Raw genomic sequence first — 19,968 nt, 5'->3', positions numbered from 1 at the left:
ACCATGATCCCGACGCTCGACGTGACCGAGCGCCCGGCCCCGCGTCCCAAGGTTGAAGCCGGCGTCAAGCTGCGCGGCGCCGAGAAGGTTGCACGCATCCCGGTCAAGATCATCCCGACTACCGAACTGCCGAAGAAACCCGACTGGATCCGCGTGCGCATCCCGGTTTCGCCGGAAGTCGACCGCATCAAGAGCCTGCTGCGCAAGCACAAGCTGCACAGTGTCTGCGAAGAAGCGTCCTGCCCGAACCTCGGCGAATGCTTCTCCGGCGGCACCGCAACCTTCATGATCATGGGCGACATCTGCACCCGTCGTTGCCCGTTCTGCGACGTTGGCCACGGTCGTCCGAAGCCACTGGACGTCAACGAGCCGGAAAGCCTGGCCATCGCCATCGCCGACCTCAAGCTCAAGTACGTGGTGATCACTTCGGTGGACCGCGACGACCTGCGTGATGGCGGTGCCCAGCACTTCGCCGACTGCATCCGCGAAATCCGCAAATTGTCGCCGAACGTGCAGCTCGAGACCCTGGTCCCGGACTACCGTGGCCGCATGGACATCGCCCTGGAAATCACCGCTGCCGAGCCGCCGGATGTGTTCAACCACAACCTGGAAACCGTGCCACGCCTGTACAAGGCTGCGCGTCCGGGTTCGGACTACCAGTGGTCGCTGACCCTGCTGCAACGCTTCAAGCAGATGATGCCGCATATCCCGACCAAATCCGGCCTGATGCTGGGTCTGGGCGAGACTGACGAAGAAGTCATCGAAGTCATGAAGCGCATGCGCGAACACGACATCGACATGCTGACCCTCGGTCAATACCTGCAGCCGTCGCGCAGCCACTTGCCGGTGCAGCGTTTTGTGCACCCGGACACCTTCGCCTGGTTCGCCGAAGAAGGTTACAAGATGGGCTTCAAGAACGTTGCGTCTGGCCCGCTGGTACGTTCCTCGTACCACGCCGACGAGCAGGCGAAGCTGGTCAAGGCCGAGCTGCTGGGTTCCTGATTCACTGCTGATGTAAAAATGCCCGCCGAGGACGGTTCCTCGGCGGGCATTTTTTTGCCTGAGACAAGGGGCTTTTGTTTGCCTCTTGAGCTGTCTACTGTGTGTGCATGACTTTACCGCTGGAGCCCAAGGATGACCGTTCGACCGAGCCACACCCTCGTTGCCCACCGAGCCGTACTGGCGCTGCCCTCCGAAGGGACGATCGGCGTCATCGCGCCTGCCGGCCCCGGCGCCCTCGACACTGAAAAAGCGCTGCAATGGATGCGCGCGCGCGGCTATGGGCTGAAGGTGTTTCCGGGTGTCTATGAGAAGGACGGCTATCTGGCTGGCAGTGACGACGTACGCCTGCGCGATCTGCACGCGGCATTCGCTGATCCTGAAGTCGACGCGATCATTTGCCTGCGCGGCGGCTACGGCACGCCGCGCCTGCTGGACCGAATCGATTACGACCTGCTCAGCCGGCACGCCAAACCCTTTATCGGCTACAGCGATATCACCGCGCTGCACCTGGCCATCAGTCGCTACGCCGGATTTGTGACCTTTCACGGGCCGCTGCTCAATGCCGACCTGCTGGGCGACAAGGAACCGCCTACCGTCACCTCATTCTTCGCCATGCTGCGCGGGCAAATGAAGTCAGGGAGTGTGCTGAGCCATCCGGCGGCTTATCCATTATCAACCGTCGAACCGGGCATCGCTCACGGGCGGCTGCTTGGCGGCAATCTGGCGATGATTGCTGCAACCCTCGGCACGCCCTACGAGATTGATGTCGAAGGGGTGATTCTGTTTATCGAAGACATCAACGAGCCGCTGTATCGGATTGATCGGTTGCTGACCCAGATGCGTCTGGCCGGCAAGCTGGCCAGACTGCGCGGTGTGCTGGTCGGTGATATCGCCGGAGTGGAGGTCAACGCGCTGAATCGCCTGCTCAAGCAAACCTTTGAGCCGTTGCGAATTCCGGTGCTGTCGGGTTGGCGCAGTGGCCATTGCGACCCGAACCTGACACTGCCGTTGGGCGCGCTGGTGCGCCTGGATGCAGGGAAGCAGGAGTTGCTGCTGGAGCAGGATGTGGTCATCCGATAATTCGGGAGGCAAAAGATCGCAGCCTTCGGCAGCTCCTACATGGGATTGATGATCGTCCTGTAGGAGCTGCCGAAGGCTGCGATCTTTTGATTTGCTCTATTGGGCGCGCAGGCTCTCAAGCAACTTGTGCGTCGGATAACCATCCGCCGGCCAGCCCAGCGCCTGCTGGGCACTGCGAATCGCTTTGCGCGTATTGGCGCCGATAATCCCGTCCGCCGTGCCAGCGTCGTAATTACGCGCGCTCAATAGCGTCTGCAGTTCGATGCGTTCGGTGCGGCTTAGCGGCAGATCATCTTTCGGCCAGTCGCCATTGATCAGGCCCGCTCCTTCGAAACGCTCGGACAACAGGCTCACCGCCAGCGCATACGACGACGAATTGTTGTACTTGAGAATCGCCCGGAAGTTGTCGAGGATCAGGAACGCCGGGCCGCGATAACCGGCTGGCAGCAGCAGGGCAGCGGACAGATGTTCGGAGCCGGCTGGCACCTGCGCACCATTGGGCAGGTTCACACCCAGTTGCCGCCATTCGGCGACGCTTTTGCGAATCGCGCCATCGGCCAGGGTGTAGTTGAAGCCGCTCGGCAATTGCACTTCGAAACCCCACGGCTGGCCACGCTGCCAGCCCGAGCTTTGCAGGTAATGGGCGGTCGAGGCCAGCGCATCGGCCGGGCTGCCCCAGATGTCGCGGCGGCCGTCACCGTCAAAGTCCACGGCGTGGGTGTTGTAAGTGGTCGGAATGAACTGGGTCTGGCCCATCGCGCCGGCCCAGGAACCGAGCATCTTCTCCGGGGTGATATCGCCCTGTTGCAGAATCTGCAGGGCGGCGATCAGTTGCGCGTGAGCAAAGCCCGGACGACGCCCCTCGTAGGCGAGTGTGGCCAGCGAATTGATCACCGACTTGCTGCCCTGGAACTGGCCGAAATTGCTTTCCATGCCCCACACCGACACCAGCGCCTGGCGATCAACGCCATAGCGCTGCTCGATGCTTTGCAGAATGTCGGCGTACTGGATGATCAACGCCTGGCCTTTGCGTACGCGCAGCGGTGACAGTGCGCCGTCGAGGTATTCCCACACCGGGCGGGAAAACTCCGGCTGACTGCGATCGGCGCGAATCACGCTGGCGTCGAAGCTGATATTGGCAAATGCCTGATCGAACAGCTCGGGGCGAATCCCGGCGGCGAGGGCGTCCTTGCGGAAACCCGCCTGCCATTCGGCAAAGGTCTGGGTCGGTTGAATATCGAGCGGGTCGGCGGACGGCACTACCGGCGGAATGATCGCTGGGGCCGTGGTGACCGGGGCGGCTTGAAGCGGTTGTGCATCGGCGGCGGTGGGTTTTTCCGCGCAGGCGACAAGCAGGATGAAGCTGGAGGCAGCGATCAATTGGCGCACGGGCCAACGACGGGAAAGACTTGTGGGCATGCACAGTTCCAGGGGAAACGAATCAGGTGCAGACCTTAACATGAGCGAGGGGTAGTGCGCTTCAGGCAGCCAGAAAGTAAAAAGCCTCCCGGTTGTCAGACCGGAAGGCTTCGCGGCGGTAGCTGCCTTTGCCCTTGGAAGGTCGTTCCTGGCGGCTGCGGAACAAGGGCTGGGCGACGATGGATTTGGCCTTGTTGGGGCCATGCTTTGCTGGCTTTTTGCTCATGAGGGTTCTCTCGGCGTGGTGGGTTTTGCGCCGGGAATAATCTGCCGATGTGGCGCATCCGTCCAGTAGCTCATACGTAGGAATATTCTGGCGCTTTCGCGAGCAGGCTCGCTCCCACATTGGTACGCGGTCACCTGTGGGAGCGAGCCTGCTCGCGAATGGGCGCTACCCGATTGAATGCCTTACTCGGCAGGCAAAGACAGTCGCTGGCCAGCCATCAACAGCGCCAACCGACTCAGGCTCATCCACGGTGAACCCGCCGCCTGGCCCTTGATCTGCGCATCGATGCGCTGCGCTTCGAGCAGCAACTGTGCCCAGCGTTGCGCCGAGTAACGTTGCAGCGCCTTGCTCATCAGCGGCTTGCGCTTGTCCCAGACCGGCGGTTTCGACTGGCTGAAGCATTTGTCCAGTGGCGTGCCCTGGCTGTATTGCAGGGAGATGTTGGCCAGCAGGCGCAACTCCCGCGCCAATGCCCAGAGAATCACTGGCGGCTCGACGCCTTCGCCGCGCAGGCCCTCAAGCATGCGCAACGCGTGCGCCGGTTCGCCGTTGAGCACCGCGTCGGTCAGGCCGAACACGTCAAACCGGGCACTGTCGGCCACGGCGGCCTGCACGGTTTCGACGGTGATCTGCCCACCTTCGGCCATCAACTTGAGCTTTTCGATTTCCTGTGCGGCGGCGAGCAGGTTGCCTTCGACACGCGCGGCAATCAATTCGACGGCGTCCTGACTGGCCGACAGACCTGCCTGGGACAGGCGCTGACGAATCCAGCTCGGCAGCTGATTGGCATCCACCGGCCAGATCTGCACGAACTGGGTCTGTTGGCCTTCGACCAGTGCCTTGCCCCACTTGGTTTTCTGCGCGCTGCCATCGAGCTTCGGCAAGCTGATCAGCAGAACCGTGTCTTCCGCAGGACGCGAGCAGTATTCGATCAGCGCGGCGGCGCCTTTATCGCCAGGCTTACCGGACGGCAGGCGCAGTTCCAACAGGCGTTTTTCGGCGAACAGCGACATGCTTGCGCCGGCCTGCAGCAACGTACCCCAATCGAAATTGGCGTCGGCGGCGAAGACCTGACGTTCGTCGAAACCTTGCTGGCGAGCAGCGGTGCGGATGGCGTCGGCGGCTTCCTGACACAGCAACGGATCATCGCCGCTGATGATGTAGACCGGCGCGAGTGCGCCTTGCAGGTGTTTGCCGAGTTGCGCGGGAGCGAGCTTCATAAGGAAGGGCGAGCGGGGCGCCTGAGCGCCCCGGCCGTCTTACTGCTGCGGGATTTCGAGCGGCGACTGACGCGGAGTTTCCGCCTCAGCCTTCTGCGCCGCTTCCAGCGCATCGGCTTCAGCCTTGGCGCGGTCGTTGGCGGTTTGCTGCAGTTGCTGCAACTGGCCCGGGGTCAGCTGCGACAGGCGCAGCATCATGCGTTGCACCAGCTCGCGACGGATTTCATGACGGGCGTCGTTGGCTTCCTGATCGGAGCCGACGAGGTTGTTGCCGTCGTGAATGAACACCTTCTGCACTTCGAGCTTGTCGCTGATCAGGGACAGGTCTTTGTCGCCGCGGATGTCATAGCTCAGCACAGTGTTGACCTGATACTCGCCTGTGCGCCCGGCACCGGCATAGCTGAGAATGCGCTGGCTTTCCTGCTCGTCAGCCAGATACAGCTTGTACGGCGCGCCGCTGTAAACCTTGACGCCGCTGGACTCCAGCGTCTGACGCAGCTGTCTTACGGTTTCGCCATAAGCGTTACGCGCGCTCAGGTCGATTTCCTTGATCGACAGTTCGTTGGTGCCGGTACCACGCAACTGGAAACCGCAGGCGCTCAGCAGAACGGCGAGGCCCATCACCAGCAGATTGCGTTTGATCATTGTGTTGCTCCCCTTGAAACCAGGTGAGCCGACTCTGCGGCCCGAAAGGTTTTACTGGCTGCCAGGCGAGCCTGGCAGCCGATCCAATTTAGCTCGCGACGATGTTGACCAGTTTGCCCGGTACCACGATCACTTTGCGAATGGTCAGGCCGTCGACGAAACGCAGCACGTTTTCGTTGACGCGCGCGGCGGCTTCGATCTCTTCGCGGGTGGCGCTGGCCGGCATTTCGATCTGCCCGCGCAGCTTGCCGTTGACCTGAATGACCAGGGTCAGGTTGTCCTGCACCAAGGCACTTTCGTCCACGGCCGGCCAGCCTGCATCGATCACCGCATCGGCGTGACCCAACTGCTTCCACAGTTCGTGGCTGATGTGCGGGGTGATTGGCGCCAGCAGCAGGGTCACCGCTTCCAGACCTTCATGCAGCAGCGCGCGGTCCTGTTCGGTGCCTTGGGCGGCTTTTTCCAGCACATTCATCAGCGTCATCACCTGAGCGATGGCGGTGTTGAATTTGTGGTTCTGGCCGACGTCATGGCTGGCCTGCTTGATCGCCAGGTGAATCGCACGACGCACGGTTTTCTGCTCGTCGCTCAGTGCGGCGATATCCAGTTTGCCCGGCAAGCCCTGGGTGACGTGGGCTTGCGCCAGACGCCAGACGCGCTTGAGGAAGCGGTGCGAGCCTTCTACGCCGGAATCGGACCATTCCGCGCTCATGTCAGGCGGCGAAGCGAACATCATGAACAGACGGCAGGTGTCGGCGCCGAACTGGTCGATCATCGACTGCGGGTCGACGCCGTTGTTCTTCGACTTGGCCATCTTCTCGGTACCGCCGATTTCCACCGGCAGGCCGTCGGATTTCAGCTTGGCGCTAATCACCTTGGCTTTGCTGTCACGCTCCAGTTCCACGTCTGCCGGGTTGAACCAGGTGTAAGCGCCATTGGCTTCGCGACGATAGTAAGTCTCGGCGATCACCATGCCTTGGGTCAGCAGGTTCTTGAACGGCTCATTGGAGCTGACCAGACCTTCGTCACGCATCAGCTTGTGGAAGAAGCGCGCGTAAAGCAGGTGGAGAATGGCGTGTTCGATACCACCGATGTACTGATCCACCGGCAGCCAGTGATCGGCTGCGGATTTTTCTACCAGGCCACCTTCAAAATGCGGCGAGGCGTAACGGGCGTAGTACCACGACGACTCGACGAAGGTGTCCATCGTGTCGGTTTCACGCTTGGCCGGCGCGCCGCATTTCGGGCAGCTGCATTCGTAGAACTCGGGCATGCGCGCCAGCGGCGAACCGGCGCCGTCCGGCACCACGTCTTCCGGCAACACGACCGGCAGTTGATCTTCCGGCACCGGCACGTCGCCGCACGCGGCGCAATGGATGATCGGGATCGGGCAGCCCCAGTAGCGCTGGCGGCTGATGCCCCAGTCGCGCAGGCGGAACTGGGTGCGCGAGGCGCCCAGTTGTTTCTTGATCAGGGCTACTTCCATTGCGTCGAACGCGCCGGCGAAGTCGAGGCCGTCAAAGTCGCCGGAGTTGATCAGCGTGCCGTGCTCGCCATAGGCGTCCTGCCACGGCGCCGGGTTGCTGTCACCGGAGCTGGTGCGCACCACCGATTTCACCGGCAGGTTGTATTTGTGAGCGAATTCGAAATCGCGCTCGTCGTGCGCCGGAACCGCCATGACCGCGCCGTCGCCGTAGTGCATCAGCACGTAGTTGGCGACCCATACCGGGAGCTTTTCGCCGGTCAGCGGGTGCTCGACGAACAGGCCGGTCGGCAGGCCTTTCTTTTCCTGGGTGGCGACGTCTGCTTCGGCAACGCTGCCGCCCTTGCATTCAGCGATGAACGCTTGCAGCTCGGGATTGTTCTGCGCGGCCAGGGTGGCCAGCGGGTGCTCGGCAGCGACGGCGACGTAGGTCGCGCCCATCAGGGTATCCGGACGGGTGGTGAAGACTTTCAGGGTGCCGGCTTCGCCGATCGAATCGACGTTGTACGGGAACTGCACTTCCATGCCACGGGACTTGCCGATCCAGTTGCGCTGCATGGTCTTGACCTGTTCAGGCCAGCCAGTCAGTTCGTCGAGACTTTCCAGCAGCTCGTCGGCGTAAGCGGTGATCTTGAAGTAGTACATCGGGATTTCGCGCTTTTCGATCAGCGCCCCGGAGCGCCAGCCACGGCCGTCGATGACTTGCTCGTTGGCCAGAACGGTCTGGTCGACCGGGTCCCAGTTCACGGTGCCGTTCTTGCGGTAGATCACGCCTTTTTCGAACAGGCGCGTGAACAGCCATTGTTCCCAGCGGTAGTAGTCTGGCTTGCAGGTGGTCACTTCACGGGACCAGTCCACCGCGAGGCCGAGGCTGCGCAGCTGCGACTTCATGTAGGCGATGTTCTCGTAGGTCCACTTGGCGGGCGCTACGTTGTTTTTCATTGCGGCGTTTTCCGCCGGCATGCCGAACGCATCCCAACCCATTGGCTGCAGAACATTCTTGCCCTGCATGCGCTGGTAGCGCGAGATCACATCGCCAATGGTGTAGTTGCGCACGTGGCCCATGTGCAGCTTGCCGCTGGGGTAAGGGAACATCGACAGGCAGTAGTAGGTTTCCTTGCCTGGCTGTTCACTGACTTCAAAGGACTTTTGCTCATCCCAGAACGACTGGGCGGCGGCTTCGATCTCACGTGGCTGATATTGTTCGTGCATGGCTACTTTTGTACTGGATAGGGGTGGCCTAATCCTCTTCGACGGCAGCATCCGGGATGGCCCGGGTGCGCTGGAAGTGGAATGACAGGAAGCGCCGTAGCATACATGACCGCGCTTGGCCGAGGGAAACCCTGATTACAGCTGTTTGCCCGACCTTTTGGACGACGAGGGCCGTTGGTCGCGGCGTGTAGCCGGTTCGTGCAGCGAAGCTAAGCTCTAATTGGGGAGTGAGTCTTATCTTCAATGAGGTGAGGGATGGTGGAGCAACGGAAAAAGAACGTAACGAAACCCGAGTTGTATGAAAGGTTGATCGATCGTCTGGGCATGGCGCTGGACGCCGTGAAAACCGCTGACCGGCTGCGCGACGAGCGCCCCCTGGAACTGGAATTGCGTGGCTTGAGCCCCGCCGAGTTCAAACTGGTCAAGGCCTATCTGGATCGCAGTGAACGTGAAACGCAGGGATGCCTGTCTCAAGCAGTGAAGCAGCTCGATGCAGCACATTCGGCCAAGGTCATCTGGCTCAAGGACAAGGCGCCGCGCAGAGACACCGGCAAGGTGCGCTCTGTACAGGCCAAGTAAGCGCATGGCAGGTCATGAAACGGATCTTTTGCAACCGGATCCGGCCTACTGGTTGTAACTCGTAATCAACACTCTTAGGCTTCGGGCATCTTTGGAGATGCCCGATGCCCTTTCGCTATTTCATCAAACAACTTTTATTGCCGCCCGGCATTCTTTTGCTGCTGTTGCTGGTCGCCTGGTGGCTGCGCCGCTCGCGGCCACGCCTGGCTGGCGTGTGTTTTGCCGTCGGATTTGGTGGCCTGCTGCTGATGAGCCTGCCGGTGGTCGTGCAGTGGAGCGCCAAGGCGCTGGAGCGTGAGCCGCCGCTGGCGCGGTCAGAATGGACGACCCTGGCGCAACGTGCCGATGCGATTGTGGTGCTTGGCTCGGGACGCGAGCGCGGTGACATCGCCTGGGGCGAAGACCAGCCGACCGGCATCGGACTGGAGCGGCAGCGTTACGCGGCGCGCCTGGCCAAGGCCTCGGGCCTGCCGATTCTGACCAGCGGTGGCCTGCACTACGGCACGCCGCCGACCGAAGCGAAGTTGATGGCAGATTCGTTGCGTGATGATTTCGCCGTGACGGTGCGCTGGCAGGAAGGCGAGAGTCGTACCACATGGGAGAACGCGAAGATGACGGCAGATATCCTCTTGCCGCAGGGGATCAAGCGGGTCGTCGTGGTGACGCAGGCGTGGCACATGCCGCGCGCGGTGTGGAGCTTTGAGCAGGCGGGTTTCGAGGTGGTGCCGGCGCCGGTGGGTTTCCTCGGTACCGATAACGCCCGGCCGTTTGGCGGCTGGTTGCCGGAATTCAAGTCGATCTGGCAGAGCGGGCAATTGCTCAATGAAGCGGTGGGGCAGGTGGGGTATTCGTTGTTTTACCGCTGAAGATCATTGTGGCGAGGGGATTTATCCCCGATGGGGCGCGTAGCGGCCCCCCTCTCTTACCTTCAGAAGAGAGGACTGCTGCGCACTCCAGCGGGGATAAATCCTCTCGCCACATTTCTCAGAGGGTCTTCGACATCCGGCTGGCCATCAGCGCCCAGCCAAACAGCAGCAGGCACAACGCGATCAACGGCCACGAGCGCCATTGCAGATACGGCGTCAGATCGTGCATCGGTACCACTTCGCCGTACAGCACGCCTTGTTCGAACTGCGGAATCTGTTCGGTGATCTGCCCAAACGGGTTGATCAGGCCGGTGACGCCATTGTTGGTCGCGCGGATCATCCAGCGTCCGGCCTCCAGCGCGCGCATCTGCGCCATCTGTAAATGCTGCAGCGGGCCGATCGACGTGCCGAACCAGGTGTCGTTGCTGATCGTCAGCAGCAGGTCGCTGCGTGCCGACAGCCCGGCGGCGAATTCCGGATAGACCACCTCGTAGCAGATGAACGGTGCAATCTGGTAACCCTTGGCTTGCAAGAGCGCTTGATCCGACGGGCCGCGGGCGAAGTCCGACATCGGCAGGTCGAAGAACGCGATCAAACCGCGCAACACATCCTGCAACGGCACGTATTCGCCGAACGGCACCAGTTTCTGCTTCAAGTAAGTGCCGTCGCCTTCGCCGACCACGGTGATGCCGTTGAAGAAGCGCCGTTCGTGATGCACGGTCTGGCGGATCGGCACACCGGTGATCAACGCCGACTTACGCTCGGCGGCGAAGTTGCCCATCATCGTCAGGTAGCCCTCGGCGGACTCCTTCAACACCGGCACGGCGGTTTCCGGCCAGATCAGCAGATCGACCGGTTTGGAGCGGAAGCTCAGATCACGGTACAGCGCCAGTTGCGCGTTGAGTTCGGCCGGGTCCCATTTCATGCTTTGCGCGACATTGCCCTGAATCGCGGCGACCGTCAGCGGTGCGCCGGACGGGCTGGTCCACGCGTGGCCCTTGAGGGCAATGCCCGCCACCCAAGGCCCCGCCAGAAGTACCAGACCGGCCGCGATGAAAACCTTGCGACGAGCGTGCAACAAGCGCGACGCGTTGTAGATCAGCGCTGCGGTAAGTGCCAGGACAAACGACACCAGCCACATGCCGCCCACCGGCGCGAGCCCGGCCAGCGGGCCGTCGAGCTGGCTGTAACCGGAATAAAGCCATGGGAAACCGGTGAGGAACCAGCCGCGAAAGGCTTCCTGGCCAACCCACAACGCCGCAAACGCCAAGGCATCCGCCAGCGGTGCTTCGTTACGCCGCAACCAGCGCGCCCACAGCCACGCGGGCAGGGCGAAGAACCAGGCAATCGCCGCGGTGAACAGCAGCATCAGGAACCCGGCGAGCAACACCGAAGCGCCGCCGAAATGATGAATGCTGTAATAGATCCAACTGGTGCCGGCACCGAACAGGCCGAAGCCGAAGCACCAGCCACGGCCGAGCGCCTGACGCGGGCTCAGCTCACGCAAACCGGCATAGAACAGACCAACCGCCAGCAATGCCAGCGGCCAGATGTCGAACGGTGCGAGAGCGAATGTGGTGATTGCACCGGCCGCCACGGCCAGCAGGTTACCGGGCCAGCCGGGGCGGGTTGTCCAGCGCATTTCAGTCCTTAGAATTAACGAGCGATAGGCGTCAGTCGCAGCAAATGAATCCGACGGCTGTCGGCGTTCAGGATGCGGAAACGATAAGCGCCGATTTCAGTGGTTTCGTTGCGTTTTGGCAAGTGCCCGAACGCGCTCATCACCAGGCCGCCGACGGTGTCGAATTCGTCGTCGGAGAACTCGCTGTCGAAGAACTCATTGAAGTTCTCGATCGGCGTCAGCGCCTTGATCAGGAAATCACCGCTGGGCAGCGGCTTGATGTAGCTGTCTTCTTCGACGTCGTGCTCGTCCTCGATGTCGCCGACGATCTGCTCGAGCACGTCTTCGATGGTCACCAGACCGGCCACGCCGCCGTATTCGTCGATGACGATGGCCATGTGGTTGTGGTTGGCGCGGAATTCACGCAGCAACACGTTCAGACGCTTGGACTCCGGCACGAAGGTGGCCGGGCGCAGCAGGTCCTTGATGTTGAAGCTGTCGCCGTTCTCCTTGAGGATCAGCGGCAGCAGATCCTTGGCCAGCAGTACGCCCATCACGTCGTCATGGCTTTCGCCGATGACCGGATAGCGCGAGTGGGCCGAGTCGACTACGGCGGGGAGGAATTCGCGGGGTGTCTGGGTCGCCTTGATGCTGACCATCTGCGAGCGCGGCACCATGATGTCGCGCACTTGCAGGTCAGCCACCTGGATGGCGCCTTCGACGATGGCCAGCGCTTCGCTGTCCAGCAGTTTGTTCTGATGTGCATCACGCAGCAGCTCGAGGAGCTCCTGACGGTTCTTCGGCTCGTGGGCAAAAGCCTGGGTCAGCTTACCCAGCCATGACTTCTGCCCGTTGCTCGATCGATCTTCGCTCATAGCGATTACTCTGAATCCTTTGTTGTAACGATGGGGGAGTGTTCGGTTTCGTCGTCCGCGTACGGATCGGGATAGCCCAGTTCAGCAAGCAACTCGCGTTCCAGCGCTTCCATTTCTTCGGCTTCGTCGTCATCTATATGGTCGTAACCCAGCAGATGCAAGCAGCCGTGAATGACCAGATGTGCCCAGTGGGCCTTTAGTTCCTTGCCCTGCTCGGCGGCTTCGCGTTCGACCACGGCCACGCAGATCACCAGATCGCCGAGCAGCGGGATATCGAGAAACTCGTCAGGCACTTCCGCTGGGAACGACAACACATTGGTCGCGTAGTCCTTGTGGCGCCAGGTGTGATTGAGCTCGCGGCCTTCTTCCTCGTCGACCAGACGAATGGTCATTTCCGAATCAGCGCTGCGCTGGCGCAGGGCCAGTTCGCACCACTGGCGGAACTCGGCTTCACTCGGCGCGCTGGCCTCAGTGGCGATTTGCAGATCCAGCTCAAGCATCGCGCGAGGCTTCCTTCGCGGCTTCGGCACGGGTTTCGAAGCGCTCGTAGGCCTCGACAATCCGCTGCACCAACGGGTGGCGCACGACGTCCTTGGGCTGGAAGTGGGTGAAGCTGATGCCCGGCACGTCTTTGAGCACTTCGATCACATGGTGCAGCCCGGACTTGGTGCCGCGCGGCAGGTCGACCTGGGTGATGTCACCGGTGATCACGGCGGTGGAGCCGAAGCCGATGCGCGTGAGGAACATCTTCATCTGCTCGACGGTGGTGTTCTGGCTTTCGTCGAGAATGATGAAGCTGTTGTTCAGCGTACGACCGCGCATGTAGGCCAGCGGCGCGACTTCGATCACCTGTTTCTCGATCAGCTTGGCGACGTATTCGAAACCGAGCATTTCGTACAGCGCGTCGTAGAGCGGGCGCAGGTACGGGTCGATCTTCTGCGACAGATCGCCGGGCAGGAAGCCGAGCTTTTCTCCCGCTTCGACTGCCGGACGCACCAGCAGGATGCGGCGGATCTGCTCGCGCTCCAGCGCATCCACCGCGCAGGCCACGGCCAGATAGGTCTTGCCGGTACCGGCCGGGCCGATGCCGAAGTTGATGTCGTTGCCGAGGATTTCCTTCACGTAGCGCTGCTGATTCAAGCCGCGTGGGCGAATCATGCCTTTCTTGGTGCGCAGGGCGACGGTCGCTTCGGCAGGGGCCGGGTTGTCGATATCTGCTGATTCCTGAATGAACAGGTGCACCAGGTCTGGCGACAGCTCGGTACCCTTGGTTTCCCGGTACAGGCGGCGCAGCAGGTTTTCCGCGGACGTGGTGAGTTTTGGATCGCCTATCAACTCGAACTGGTTTCCGCGATTGCGGATCTCGATGGCCAGGCGCTGTTCGATCAAGCGCAAATGCTCGTCGAATTGCCCGCACAGATTGGCGAAGCGGCGAGCCTCAAAAGGCTCGAGGAGAAAACGATGTGGTTCGATGGGTGCGTTCAAGGTCGTATTTAGCCGCCCTGGGGCAATTAGGATGAAATCAAGGATAACGCCAGTGGCCTGGGTGCGAAAGCTCTTAAATATCGACGCTGCTTTCGAACCCATTCTCTGTGGCTGGCGGGGTCATTTGTGGTGAGGGGATTTATCCCCGATGGGGCGCGAAGCGGCCCTGAAACCATTATCAGAGGTGTATCAGATCACCCGGATTGCAGGTTTTGGGTCGGCTGCGCCAACCATCGGGGATAAATCCCCTCACCACAGAAGCCCCATCCACAATGCGATGGTGTTATTGAACCAGCGAACCACGCAGCGAGTGCGGTTGCGCGGCGTCGATGTGCACATCGGCGAACTGGCCGATCAGGGTGGGATTGTCGCAGCGGAAGTTGACGATACGATTATTCTCGGTGCGGCCCTGGAGCTCGCCCGGGTCTTTCTTCGAATAATCGGTCACCAGAATGCGCTGGATCGAGCCGACCATTTGTCGGCTGATCTCGAAGCCCTGCTGATTCAGACGATGTTGCAGCGCGTTCAGACGTTCTTTCTTCAATTCTTCCGGCGTGTCATCTGCCAGATCGGCAGCGGGCGTGCCCGGGCGCTGGCTGTAGACGAACGAGTAGGAGAAATCGAAGCCGACATCGGCAATCAGCTTCATGGTCTGTTCGAAGTCTTTCTCGGTTTCACCGGGGAAGCCGACGATGAAGTCCGAACTGATGCAGATCCCCGGCACGGCAGCGCGCAGTTTGCGCAGTTTGGATTTGTACTCCAGCGCCGTGTGGTTGCGCTTCATTGCTGCGAGAATCCGGTCCGAGCCCGACTGCACTGGCAAGTGCAGGTGCTTGACCAGTTCCGGCACTTCGGCGTGGGCCTGGATCAGACTGTCGGAGAACTCCAGCGGGTGCGACGTGGTGTAGCGGATGCGGTCGATGCCATCGACAGCGGCGACCACGCGGATCAGTTCGGCCAGGTCGGCCAGGCGACCGTCGTGGGTCTGGCCGCGATAGCCGTTGACGTTCTGCCCGAGCAACGTCACTTCACGCACGCCGTGTTCGGCGAGGTGAATGATTTCCGCGATCACGTCGTCGAACGGTCGGCTGACCTCTTCGCCACGGGTGTACGGCACCACGCAGAACGTGCAGTACTTGCTGCAACCTTCCATCACTGACACATAAGCGCTCGGGCCGTCGATACGCGGCTCGGGCAGGTGGTCGAATTTTTCGATTTCCGGGAACGAGACGTCGACTTGCGGCAGCTTGCTGCTGCGCGCGGCGTCGATCATTTCCGGCAGACGGTGCAGGGTCTGCGGGCCGAACACCACGTCAACGTAGGGAGCGCGATCGCGGATCGCCGCGCCTTCCTGACTGGCCACGCAACCGCCGACAGCGATGACCATGTCCGGGTTGGCCAGCTTCAGTTCGCGCCAGCGGCCGAGCTGCGAATACACGCGGTCTTGCGCGCGTTCGCGGATCGAGCAGGTGTTGAGCAGAATCACGTCGGCGTCTTCCGCGCGGGCGGTGACTTCCAGGGCCTGATGTTCGCCCAGCAGATCGACCATGCGCGAGCTGTCGTACTCGTTCATCTGGCAACCGTGGGTTTCGATGTAAAGCTTCTTGGCCATGGATTCGGGTCGTCACGTGATTCAAAGAACCGCGCATTATAGGGAACAAGCCGTAAGGTTCCTACCGCTGTGCGTCCGGTGGCTATGCTATAGTTCGCGCCCTCATTTTTACCCCGATGTTATCCGCCCGCCATGACCAAACGCGAAGCTCCAATCTACAAGGTGATTTTCCTCAACCAGGGCCAGGTGTTCGAAATGTACGCCAAGCAGATCTATCAAAGTGATCTGTGGGGTTTCCTGGAAGTTGAAGAATTCGTCTTTGGCGAGCGTACGCAAATGGTCGTCGATCCGAGCGAAGAAAAGCTCAAGGCGCAATTCGAAGGCGTGGTGCGCAGCTTTGTGCCGATGCATTCGATCGTGCGCATCGATGAAGTGGAACGTCTGGGCACGCCGAAAATCAGCGAGGCCCGGGGCGCGGTCGGCAATGTCATGCCGTTTCCGATGCCGATGCCTGAGAAGTAACAGCGGATTCTGGATTGGGATGAGTTTGTGGTGAGGGGGTTTAGCGAAACGTCGCACCGCCCCGTTGGGCTGCGAAGCAGTCGCAGCTCCATTCAGCAAGGTGTGTCAGACAGAATCGGGTTGCAGGTTTTGGGGCCGCTTCGCAGCCCAACGGGGATAAATCCCCTCGCCACAGGCCATCTCCACAGCGCTTATGGAAGTGGGGAGAATGGCGTACGCCCATCGGCGTTCTGCAGTTCCATGAGGTATTTGCGGAAAATCTGCCCGAGCACCTGAGTGGCGGTTTCGAGATCTTCGCGGGACATCTTTTCCGAGACTTCGTCGGCCGTGTCCAGCGCCTCTTCGGCACCGTTGACCGCTGCCATCTTCAGCACGATGTAGGCCTGGATATTGTTGGCCTGCACACCTTCACCGTGGAAGAACATGCTGCCGAGCTTGTATTGCGCCTGGGCGTGGCCTTGCAACGAGGCCTTTTCGAAATAGCTCAGGGCTTGATTGAGGTCGCGCGGCGCGTTCTTGCCGTCGTAGTAGAACTCACCCAACTCGTATTGCGCTTGCGCGTCCCCTTCGTCCGCCGCTTTCTGGCAGGCGGCCAGTGCCTGCGTGACATCTTGCGGCTGAGTATTGAGGGTGCAACGACCCATCGCCGGGATCAACAACGAGTTGCCGCCTGCTTGTGCATGCGCGAGCAGGGGCTGAAGGAGCAACAGGCAGCCCAATGCAAGGGTGCGGCCGGTGCGGTTCATGGGAATCGACTTACCTCTGAAGGGCACGCGGACCCGTCGAGGGATCCAATAAGCGCGCATTATGAAATAAGCAGGGCCAACCTTACAAAGTCTTTACTCGTTTTTCTGCTGCGTGGGGAATATATCGCCCGATTCGGGCAGGATTTTCGCAGGCATGTCGGAAAAACCGAGCGGATGTAGGCGAAAGCTGACGCTGGCCATAGCCAACGTCAGCGGTACGGCGATTATTTCAATGCGGCGAAAGCGCGCTCGGCGGCGTCCAGCGTCAGTTGCAGCTCGGCTTCGCCATGGGCGATCGAGGTGAAACCGGCTTCGAAAGCGCTCGGCGCCAGGTACACGCCACCTTCCAGCATCAGGTGGAAGAAGCGACCGAACATTGCTGCATCGCTGGCCATCACGTCGTCGAAGGTGACGATGTCATCGGCGCCGCTGAAGTACAGACCGAACATGCCGCCGGCCTGAGTGGTCACGAACGGGATGCCCGCAGCATCGGCACGCTGCTGCAGACCGTCGAGCATGCGCGCGGTGTAGTCGGTCAATTCGGCGTGGAAACCCGGGCGGCTGATCAGACGCAAGGTCGTCAGGCCGGCAGCCATCGCCAGCGGATTACCCGACAACGTACCTGCCTGATACACCGGACCGAGCGGGGCGATGCGCTGCATGATCTCGCGCTTGCCGCCGAAGCAGCCCACCGGCATGCCGCCGCCGATGATCTTGCCGAACGTGGTCAGGTCCGGCGTCACGCCGTAGTGCGCCTGGGCACCGCCGAGGGCGACGCGGAAACCGGTCATCACTTCGTCAAAAATCAACACCACGCCGTGCTTGTCGCACAGCGAACGCAGGCCTTCGAGGAAGCCCGGCGCTGGCGGCACGCAGTTCATGTTGCCGGCGACCGGCTCGACGATGATGCACGCCACCTCTCCGCCCACTTCGGCGAGCATCGCTTCAACCGCGTCGATGTCGTTGAACGGCAGGGTCAGGGTGTGTTTGGCGAACGCTGCAGGCACGCCGGCCGAGCTCGGTACGCCCTGGGTCAGAGCGCCGGAACCGGCCTTGACCAGCAGGCTGTCGGAGTGGCCGTGGTAGCAGCCTTCGAATTTGATGATGCTGTCGCGACCGGTGTAACCACGGGCCAGTCGGATCGCGCTCATGGTCGCTTCGGTGCCGGAGCTGACCATGCGCACCATCTCCATCGACGGCACCAGCGAGCAGACCAGATCGGCCATCTCGGTTTCCATCGACGTCGGTGCGCCGTAGGACAGGCCGTGTTGCAGCTGATTGCGCACCGCGTCGAGCACGTCCGGATGGCTGTGGCCAAGGATCATCGGGCCCCACGAACCGACGTAATCGACATAACGCTTGTCATCTTCGTCGGTGACGTAAGCGCCTTCGGCGTGTTTGAAGAACAGCGGGGTGCCGCCAACGCTCTTGAACGCGCGCACCGGCGAGTTGACGCCGCCGGGAATGTGTTTCTGAGCATTGGCAAACAGGGTTTCGGAACGAGACATGATCGGGCTCTCAAATCAGATTTTCAGAAGTTCGTTGAAGGCGCGGGCGCGGCGGGTCACTTCGGCGCTGCTCTCGGCGCCGAACAAACCGTGGATCACGGCGAGCAGATCGACACCGTGCTCGACCAGGGGCGCGGCGTTATCGAGGGTGATCCCGCCGATCGCGCAGATCGGCAAGTGCAGCGTGCGTTTGGCTTCGTCGAGCAAGTCGAGGCTGCAACTCGGCGCACCGGGTTTGGTGGTGGAATTGAAGAAGCGGCCGAAGGCGACATAACTCGCACCTTCTTTGGCAGCCTGTTCGGCCAGAGCGATTTGCCCGTGGCAGGTCGAACCGATGATCGCTTTCGAACCGAGCAGGGCGCGGGTCGGCGACAGCGGGCCGTCGGTCTGGCCCAAGTGCACGCCAACGTTGAGGCGCGCGGCCAACTCGGCGTCGTCGTTGATGATCAACTGCGTTTTATAGCGCTCGCACAAGTTGCGCAGCGTTTCGGCCTCGCGCAGACGGCGGGCCTCGTCGCTGCTCTTGTCGCGGTATTGCAGCAGGGTGACGCCGCCGTCGAGCGCCGCCTCCACGTAAGACAGAAACTTGCCGGCCAGCAACTGGCTGTCGGTAATGGCATACAGGCCACGTAGTTTCATCGGGCAGACCTCACGACGTTACGAGCAGAAATCCAGCGGCAGGCGACGCGGCACGAACTGGCCTTTGCCCAGTTGTTCGGCATCGCGCAAAGTGCGCCAGGTGTAATCCAGCGCACTGCGCACGGCACTGGCCAGGTGTTCGCCTTGAGCCAGGCGACCGGCGAGGGCGCTGGCCAGCGTACAACCGGAGCCGTGATAGCTGCCCGGCAGGCGCTGGCAGATAAAGGTTTCGCGCAGACCGTCGCGGCTGTACACGCGGTTGTGGATTTCAGTTTCGTCGCCATGGCCGCCGGTGATCAGCAGGTTTTTGACGAATGGCAGGAGTTTTTCTGCGCACTCGTCGGCCGTGCCTTCGGGCAGTTCGGCGAGGATGCGCGCTTCAGGAAGATTGGGGGTAGCAATGATCGACAGCGGCAGCAGACGCTCGCGCATCGCATAGCCGACCTCGTCCTTGCCCAGGCGTCCGCCGCCGCCGGCACGCAGCACCGGGTCGCAGACCACCGGCAGATGCGGGTGCGCCGAGAGCAGTTCGACGACCGTGTCGACCATCTCCAGCGACCCGAGCATGCCCAGTTTCACTGCGGCGACTTCGGAGTCGTTGAGCACGGCGTTGGCCTGGGCCAGTACCCACTCACGGTCGAGGACGCGGAAGTCAGTGACGTTGACGGTGTCTTGCACGGTCAGGGCGGTGACGGCCGGAGCCGCATGGCAACCCTGCGCGAGCAAGGCTTCGATATCTGCCTGCAAGCCGGCGCCACCACTGGGGTCGTGGCCGGAGAGACAGAGGACAACGGGGCGGGAGCTGTAGATATTCATGGTGCGCGAGCTTACCACCAAAGCTGATTTTGGGGTTCAGTACTCACGGTGTTTGCGAGCAGATTGTCGGACAACCCCGCAGTCTTTATTTGGAGCACATTTGTGGCGAGTGGATTTATCCCCGTTGGGCTGCGAAGCGGCCCCAAACCCTGCAATCCGGTTCTTTCTGACACACCTCGCTGGATGGACTGGCGACTGCTTCGCAGCCGAACGGGGATAAATCCCCTCGCCACAATTGGTCATCTATTAAGGAGGCTGTCGTCGCGAGTTGACCAACCCAACAGCTCTATCTCGGTGCTTTGCCCTGGAACGCCCGTTCTAGAGCCGTTGTAGGAAAAATTTCCATGGTGCTCAATGGCCATCAACGGCTATGCTAGGCTGGATCCAAACAATCACAGGTAATACCGGTTTTACGTCTACTCAAAGGGAATGGGGGGCTTCCTGACACAACCGGACGAGCCACGCTGGGGCT

The 19,968-nt window shown here is 61.4% G+C and carries 19 protein-coding genes; 5 read left to right on the top strand and 14 right to left on the bottom strand.

Annotated features, from left to right (window positions below):
• Positions 1-3: 3 nt before the first annotated feature.
• Positions 4-1,002 (top strand): lipoyl synthase, encoded by a 999-nt coding sequence (gene lipA / locus AB4N41_RS05250; protein WP_160768663.1) that lies wholly within the window; start codon positions 4-6, stop codon positions 1,000-1,002.
• A gap of 132 nt (positions 1,003-1,134) precedes the next feature.
• Complete coding sequence (locus AB4N41_RS05245; RefSeq protein ID WP_252878954.1) at positions 1,135-2,082, top strand: S66 peptidase family protein; 948 nt, start codon at positions 1,135-1,137, stop codon at positions 2,080-2,082.
• Between the two features lie 96 nt (positions 2,083-2,178).
• Here AB4N41_RS05245 and AB4N41_RS05240 read toward each other — a convergent pair whose 3' ends face one another.
• The 5 genes from AB4N41_RS05240 to leuS form a co-directional block, all read right to left on the bottom strand.
• Entirely contained in the window at positions 2,179-3,501 is a 1,323-nt protein-coding gene (locus AB4N41_RS05240) for a lytic murein transglycosylase (protein ID WP_252876956.1), read from the bottom strand.
• A 61-nt stretch (positions 3,502-3,562) separates the two neighbouring features.
• Positions 3,563-3,727, bottom strand: a complete 165-nt coding sequence (gene arfA / locus AB4N41_RS05235) for an alternative ribosome rescue factor ArfA (protein WP_095181898.1) — start codon at positions 3,725-3,727, stop codon at positions 3,563-3,565.
• Between the two features lie 182 nt (positions 3,728-3,909).
• On the bottom strand, positions 3,910-4,947 hold the full coding sequence (gene holA, locus AB4N41_RS05230) for a DNA polymerase III subunit delta (RefSeq protein WP_041477726.1): 1,038 nt from the start codon (positions 4,945-4,947) through the stop codon (positions 3,910-3,912).
• A gap of 39 nt (positions 4,948-4,986) precedes the next feature.
• On the bottom strand, positions 4,987-5,592 hold the full coding sequence (locus AB4N41_RS05225; RefSeq protein ID WP_122705975.1) for an LPS-assembly lipoprotein LptE: 606 nt from the start codon (positions 5,590-5,592) through the stop codon (positions 4,987-4,989).
• A gap of 88 nt (positions 5,593-5,680) precedes the next feature.
• Positions 5,681-8,287 carry a leucine--tRNA ligase gene (leuS, locus tag AB4N41_RS05220; protein WP_460138356.1) on the bottom strand — a complete coding sequence of 869 codons (2,607 nt, stop codon included), beginning with the start codon at positions 8,285-8,287 and terminating at the stop codon, positions 5,681-5,683.
• Between the two features lie 255 nt (positions 8,288-8,542).
• Between leuS and AB4N41_RS05215 the strand changes: the two genes are divergently transcribed.
• On the top strand, positions 8,543-8,866 hold the full coding sequence (locus AB4N41_RS05215; RefSeq protein WP_024014441.1) for a hypothetical protein: 324 nt from the start codon (positions 8,543-8,545) through the stop codon (positions 8,864-8,866).
• A 104-nt stretch (positions 8,867-8,970) separates the two neighbouring features.
• Positions 8,971-9,732 carry a YdcF family protein gene (locus tag AB4N41_RS05210; RefSeq protein WP_150742306.1) on the top strand — a complete coding sequence of 254 codons (762 nt, stop codon included), beginning with the start codon at positions 8,971-8,973 and terminating at the stop codon, positions 9,730-9,732.
• 118 nt (positions 9,733-9,850) lie between these two features.
• Here AB4N41_RS05210 and lnt read toward each other — a convergent pair whose 3' ends face one another.
• The 5 genes from lnt to miaB form a co-directional block, all read right to left on the bottom strand.
• Complete coding sequence (gene lnt, locus AB4N41_RS05205; protein ID WP_423665271.1) at positions 9,851-11,374, bottom strand: apolipoprotein N-acyltransferase; 1,524 nt, start codon at positions 11,372-11,374, stop codon at positions 9,851-9,853.
• 14 nt (positions 11,375-11,388) lie between these two features.
• Positions 11,389-12,228 carry an HlyC/CorC family transporter gene (locus AB4N41_RS05200; RefSeq protein ID WP_024014438.1) on the bottom strand — a complete coding sequence of 280 codons (840 nt, stop codon included), beginning with the start codon at positions 12,226-12,228 and terminating at the stop codon, positions 11,389-11,391.
• A gap of 5 nt (positions 12,229-12,233) precedes the next feature.
• Entirely contained in the window at positions 12,234-12,728 is a 495-nt protein-coding gene (gene ybeY, locus AB4N41_RS05195; RefSeq protein WP_016773042.1) for an rRNA maturation RNase YbeY, read from the bottom strand.
• Positions 12,721-13,713 (bottom strand): PhoH family protein, encoded by a 993-nt coding sequence (locus tag AB4N41_RS05190; RefSeq protein WP_016773043.1) that lies wholly within the window; start codon positions 13,711-13,713, stop codon positions 12,721-12,723. The genes ybeY and AB4N41_RS05190 overlap by 8 nt, the downstream gene beginning before the upstream one ends.
• Before the next feature lie 283 nt (positions 13,714-13,996).
• Positions 13,997-15,325 carry a tRNA (N6-isopentenyl adenosine(37)-C2)-methylthiotransferase MiaB gene (gene miaB / locus AB4N41_RS05185; RefSeq protein ID WP_041477732.1) on the bottom strand — a complete coding sequence of 443 codons (1,329 nt, stop codon included), beginning with the start codon at positions 15,323-15,325 and terminating at the stop codon, positions 13,997-13,999.
• 132 nt (positions 15,326-15,457) lie between these two features.
• Here miaB and AB4N41_RS05180 point away from each other — a divergent pair, with 132 nt between their 5' ends.
• Entirely contained in the window at positions 15,458-15,787 is a 330-nt protein-coding gene (locus AB4N41_RS05180) for a DUF1820 family protein (protein ID WP_016773045.1), read from the top strand.
• Between the two features lie 191 nt (positions 15,788-15,978).
• On the opposite strand, the gene AB4N41_RS05175 is transcribed toward AB4N41_RS05180, so the two are convergent.
• From AB4N41_RS05175 to AB4N41_RS05160, 4 genes are all read right to left on the bottom strand, one after another.
• Positions 15,979-16,533, bottom strand: coding sequence for a tetratricopeptide repeat protein (locus AB4N41_RS05175; protein WP_041477733.1), 555 nt, complete (start codon positions 16,531-16,533; stop codon positions 15,979-15,981).
• A gap of 224 nt (positions 16,534-16,757) precedes the next feature.
• Complete coding sequence (hemL, locus tag AB4N41_RS05170) at positions 16,758-18,041, bottom strand: glutamate-1-semialdehyde 2,1-aminomutase (RefSeq protein ID WP_073475652.1); 1,284 nt, start codon at positions 18,039-18,041, stop codon at positions 16,758-16,760.
• A 15-nt stretch (positions 18,042-18,056) separates the two neighbouring features.
• A complete protein-coding gene (gene thiE, locus AB4N41_RS05165) occupies positions 18,057-18,680 on the bottom strand; it encodes a thiamine phosphate synthase (RefSeq protein ID WP_056790629.1) in 624 nt (207 codons plus the stop codon).
• A gap of 18 nt (positions 18,681-18,698) precedes the next feature.
• Positions 18,699-19,496 (bottom strand): hydroxymethylpyrimidine/phosphomethylpyrimidine kinase, encoded by a 798-nt coding sequence (locus AB4N41_RS05160; protein WP_007909650.1) that lies wholly within the window; start codon positions 19,494-19,496, stop codon positions 18,699-18,701.
• Positions 19,497-19,968: the final 472 nt, after the last annotated feature.

The organism is Pseudomonas sp. S2_A10, assembly GCF_054668465.1.
Note: the sequence above shows the minus strand (reverse complement) of the source record. Positions and strands in the feature narration are given on the sequence as shown.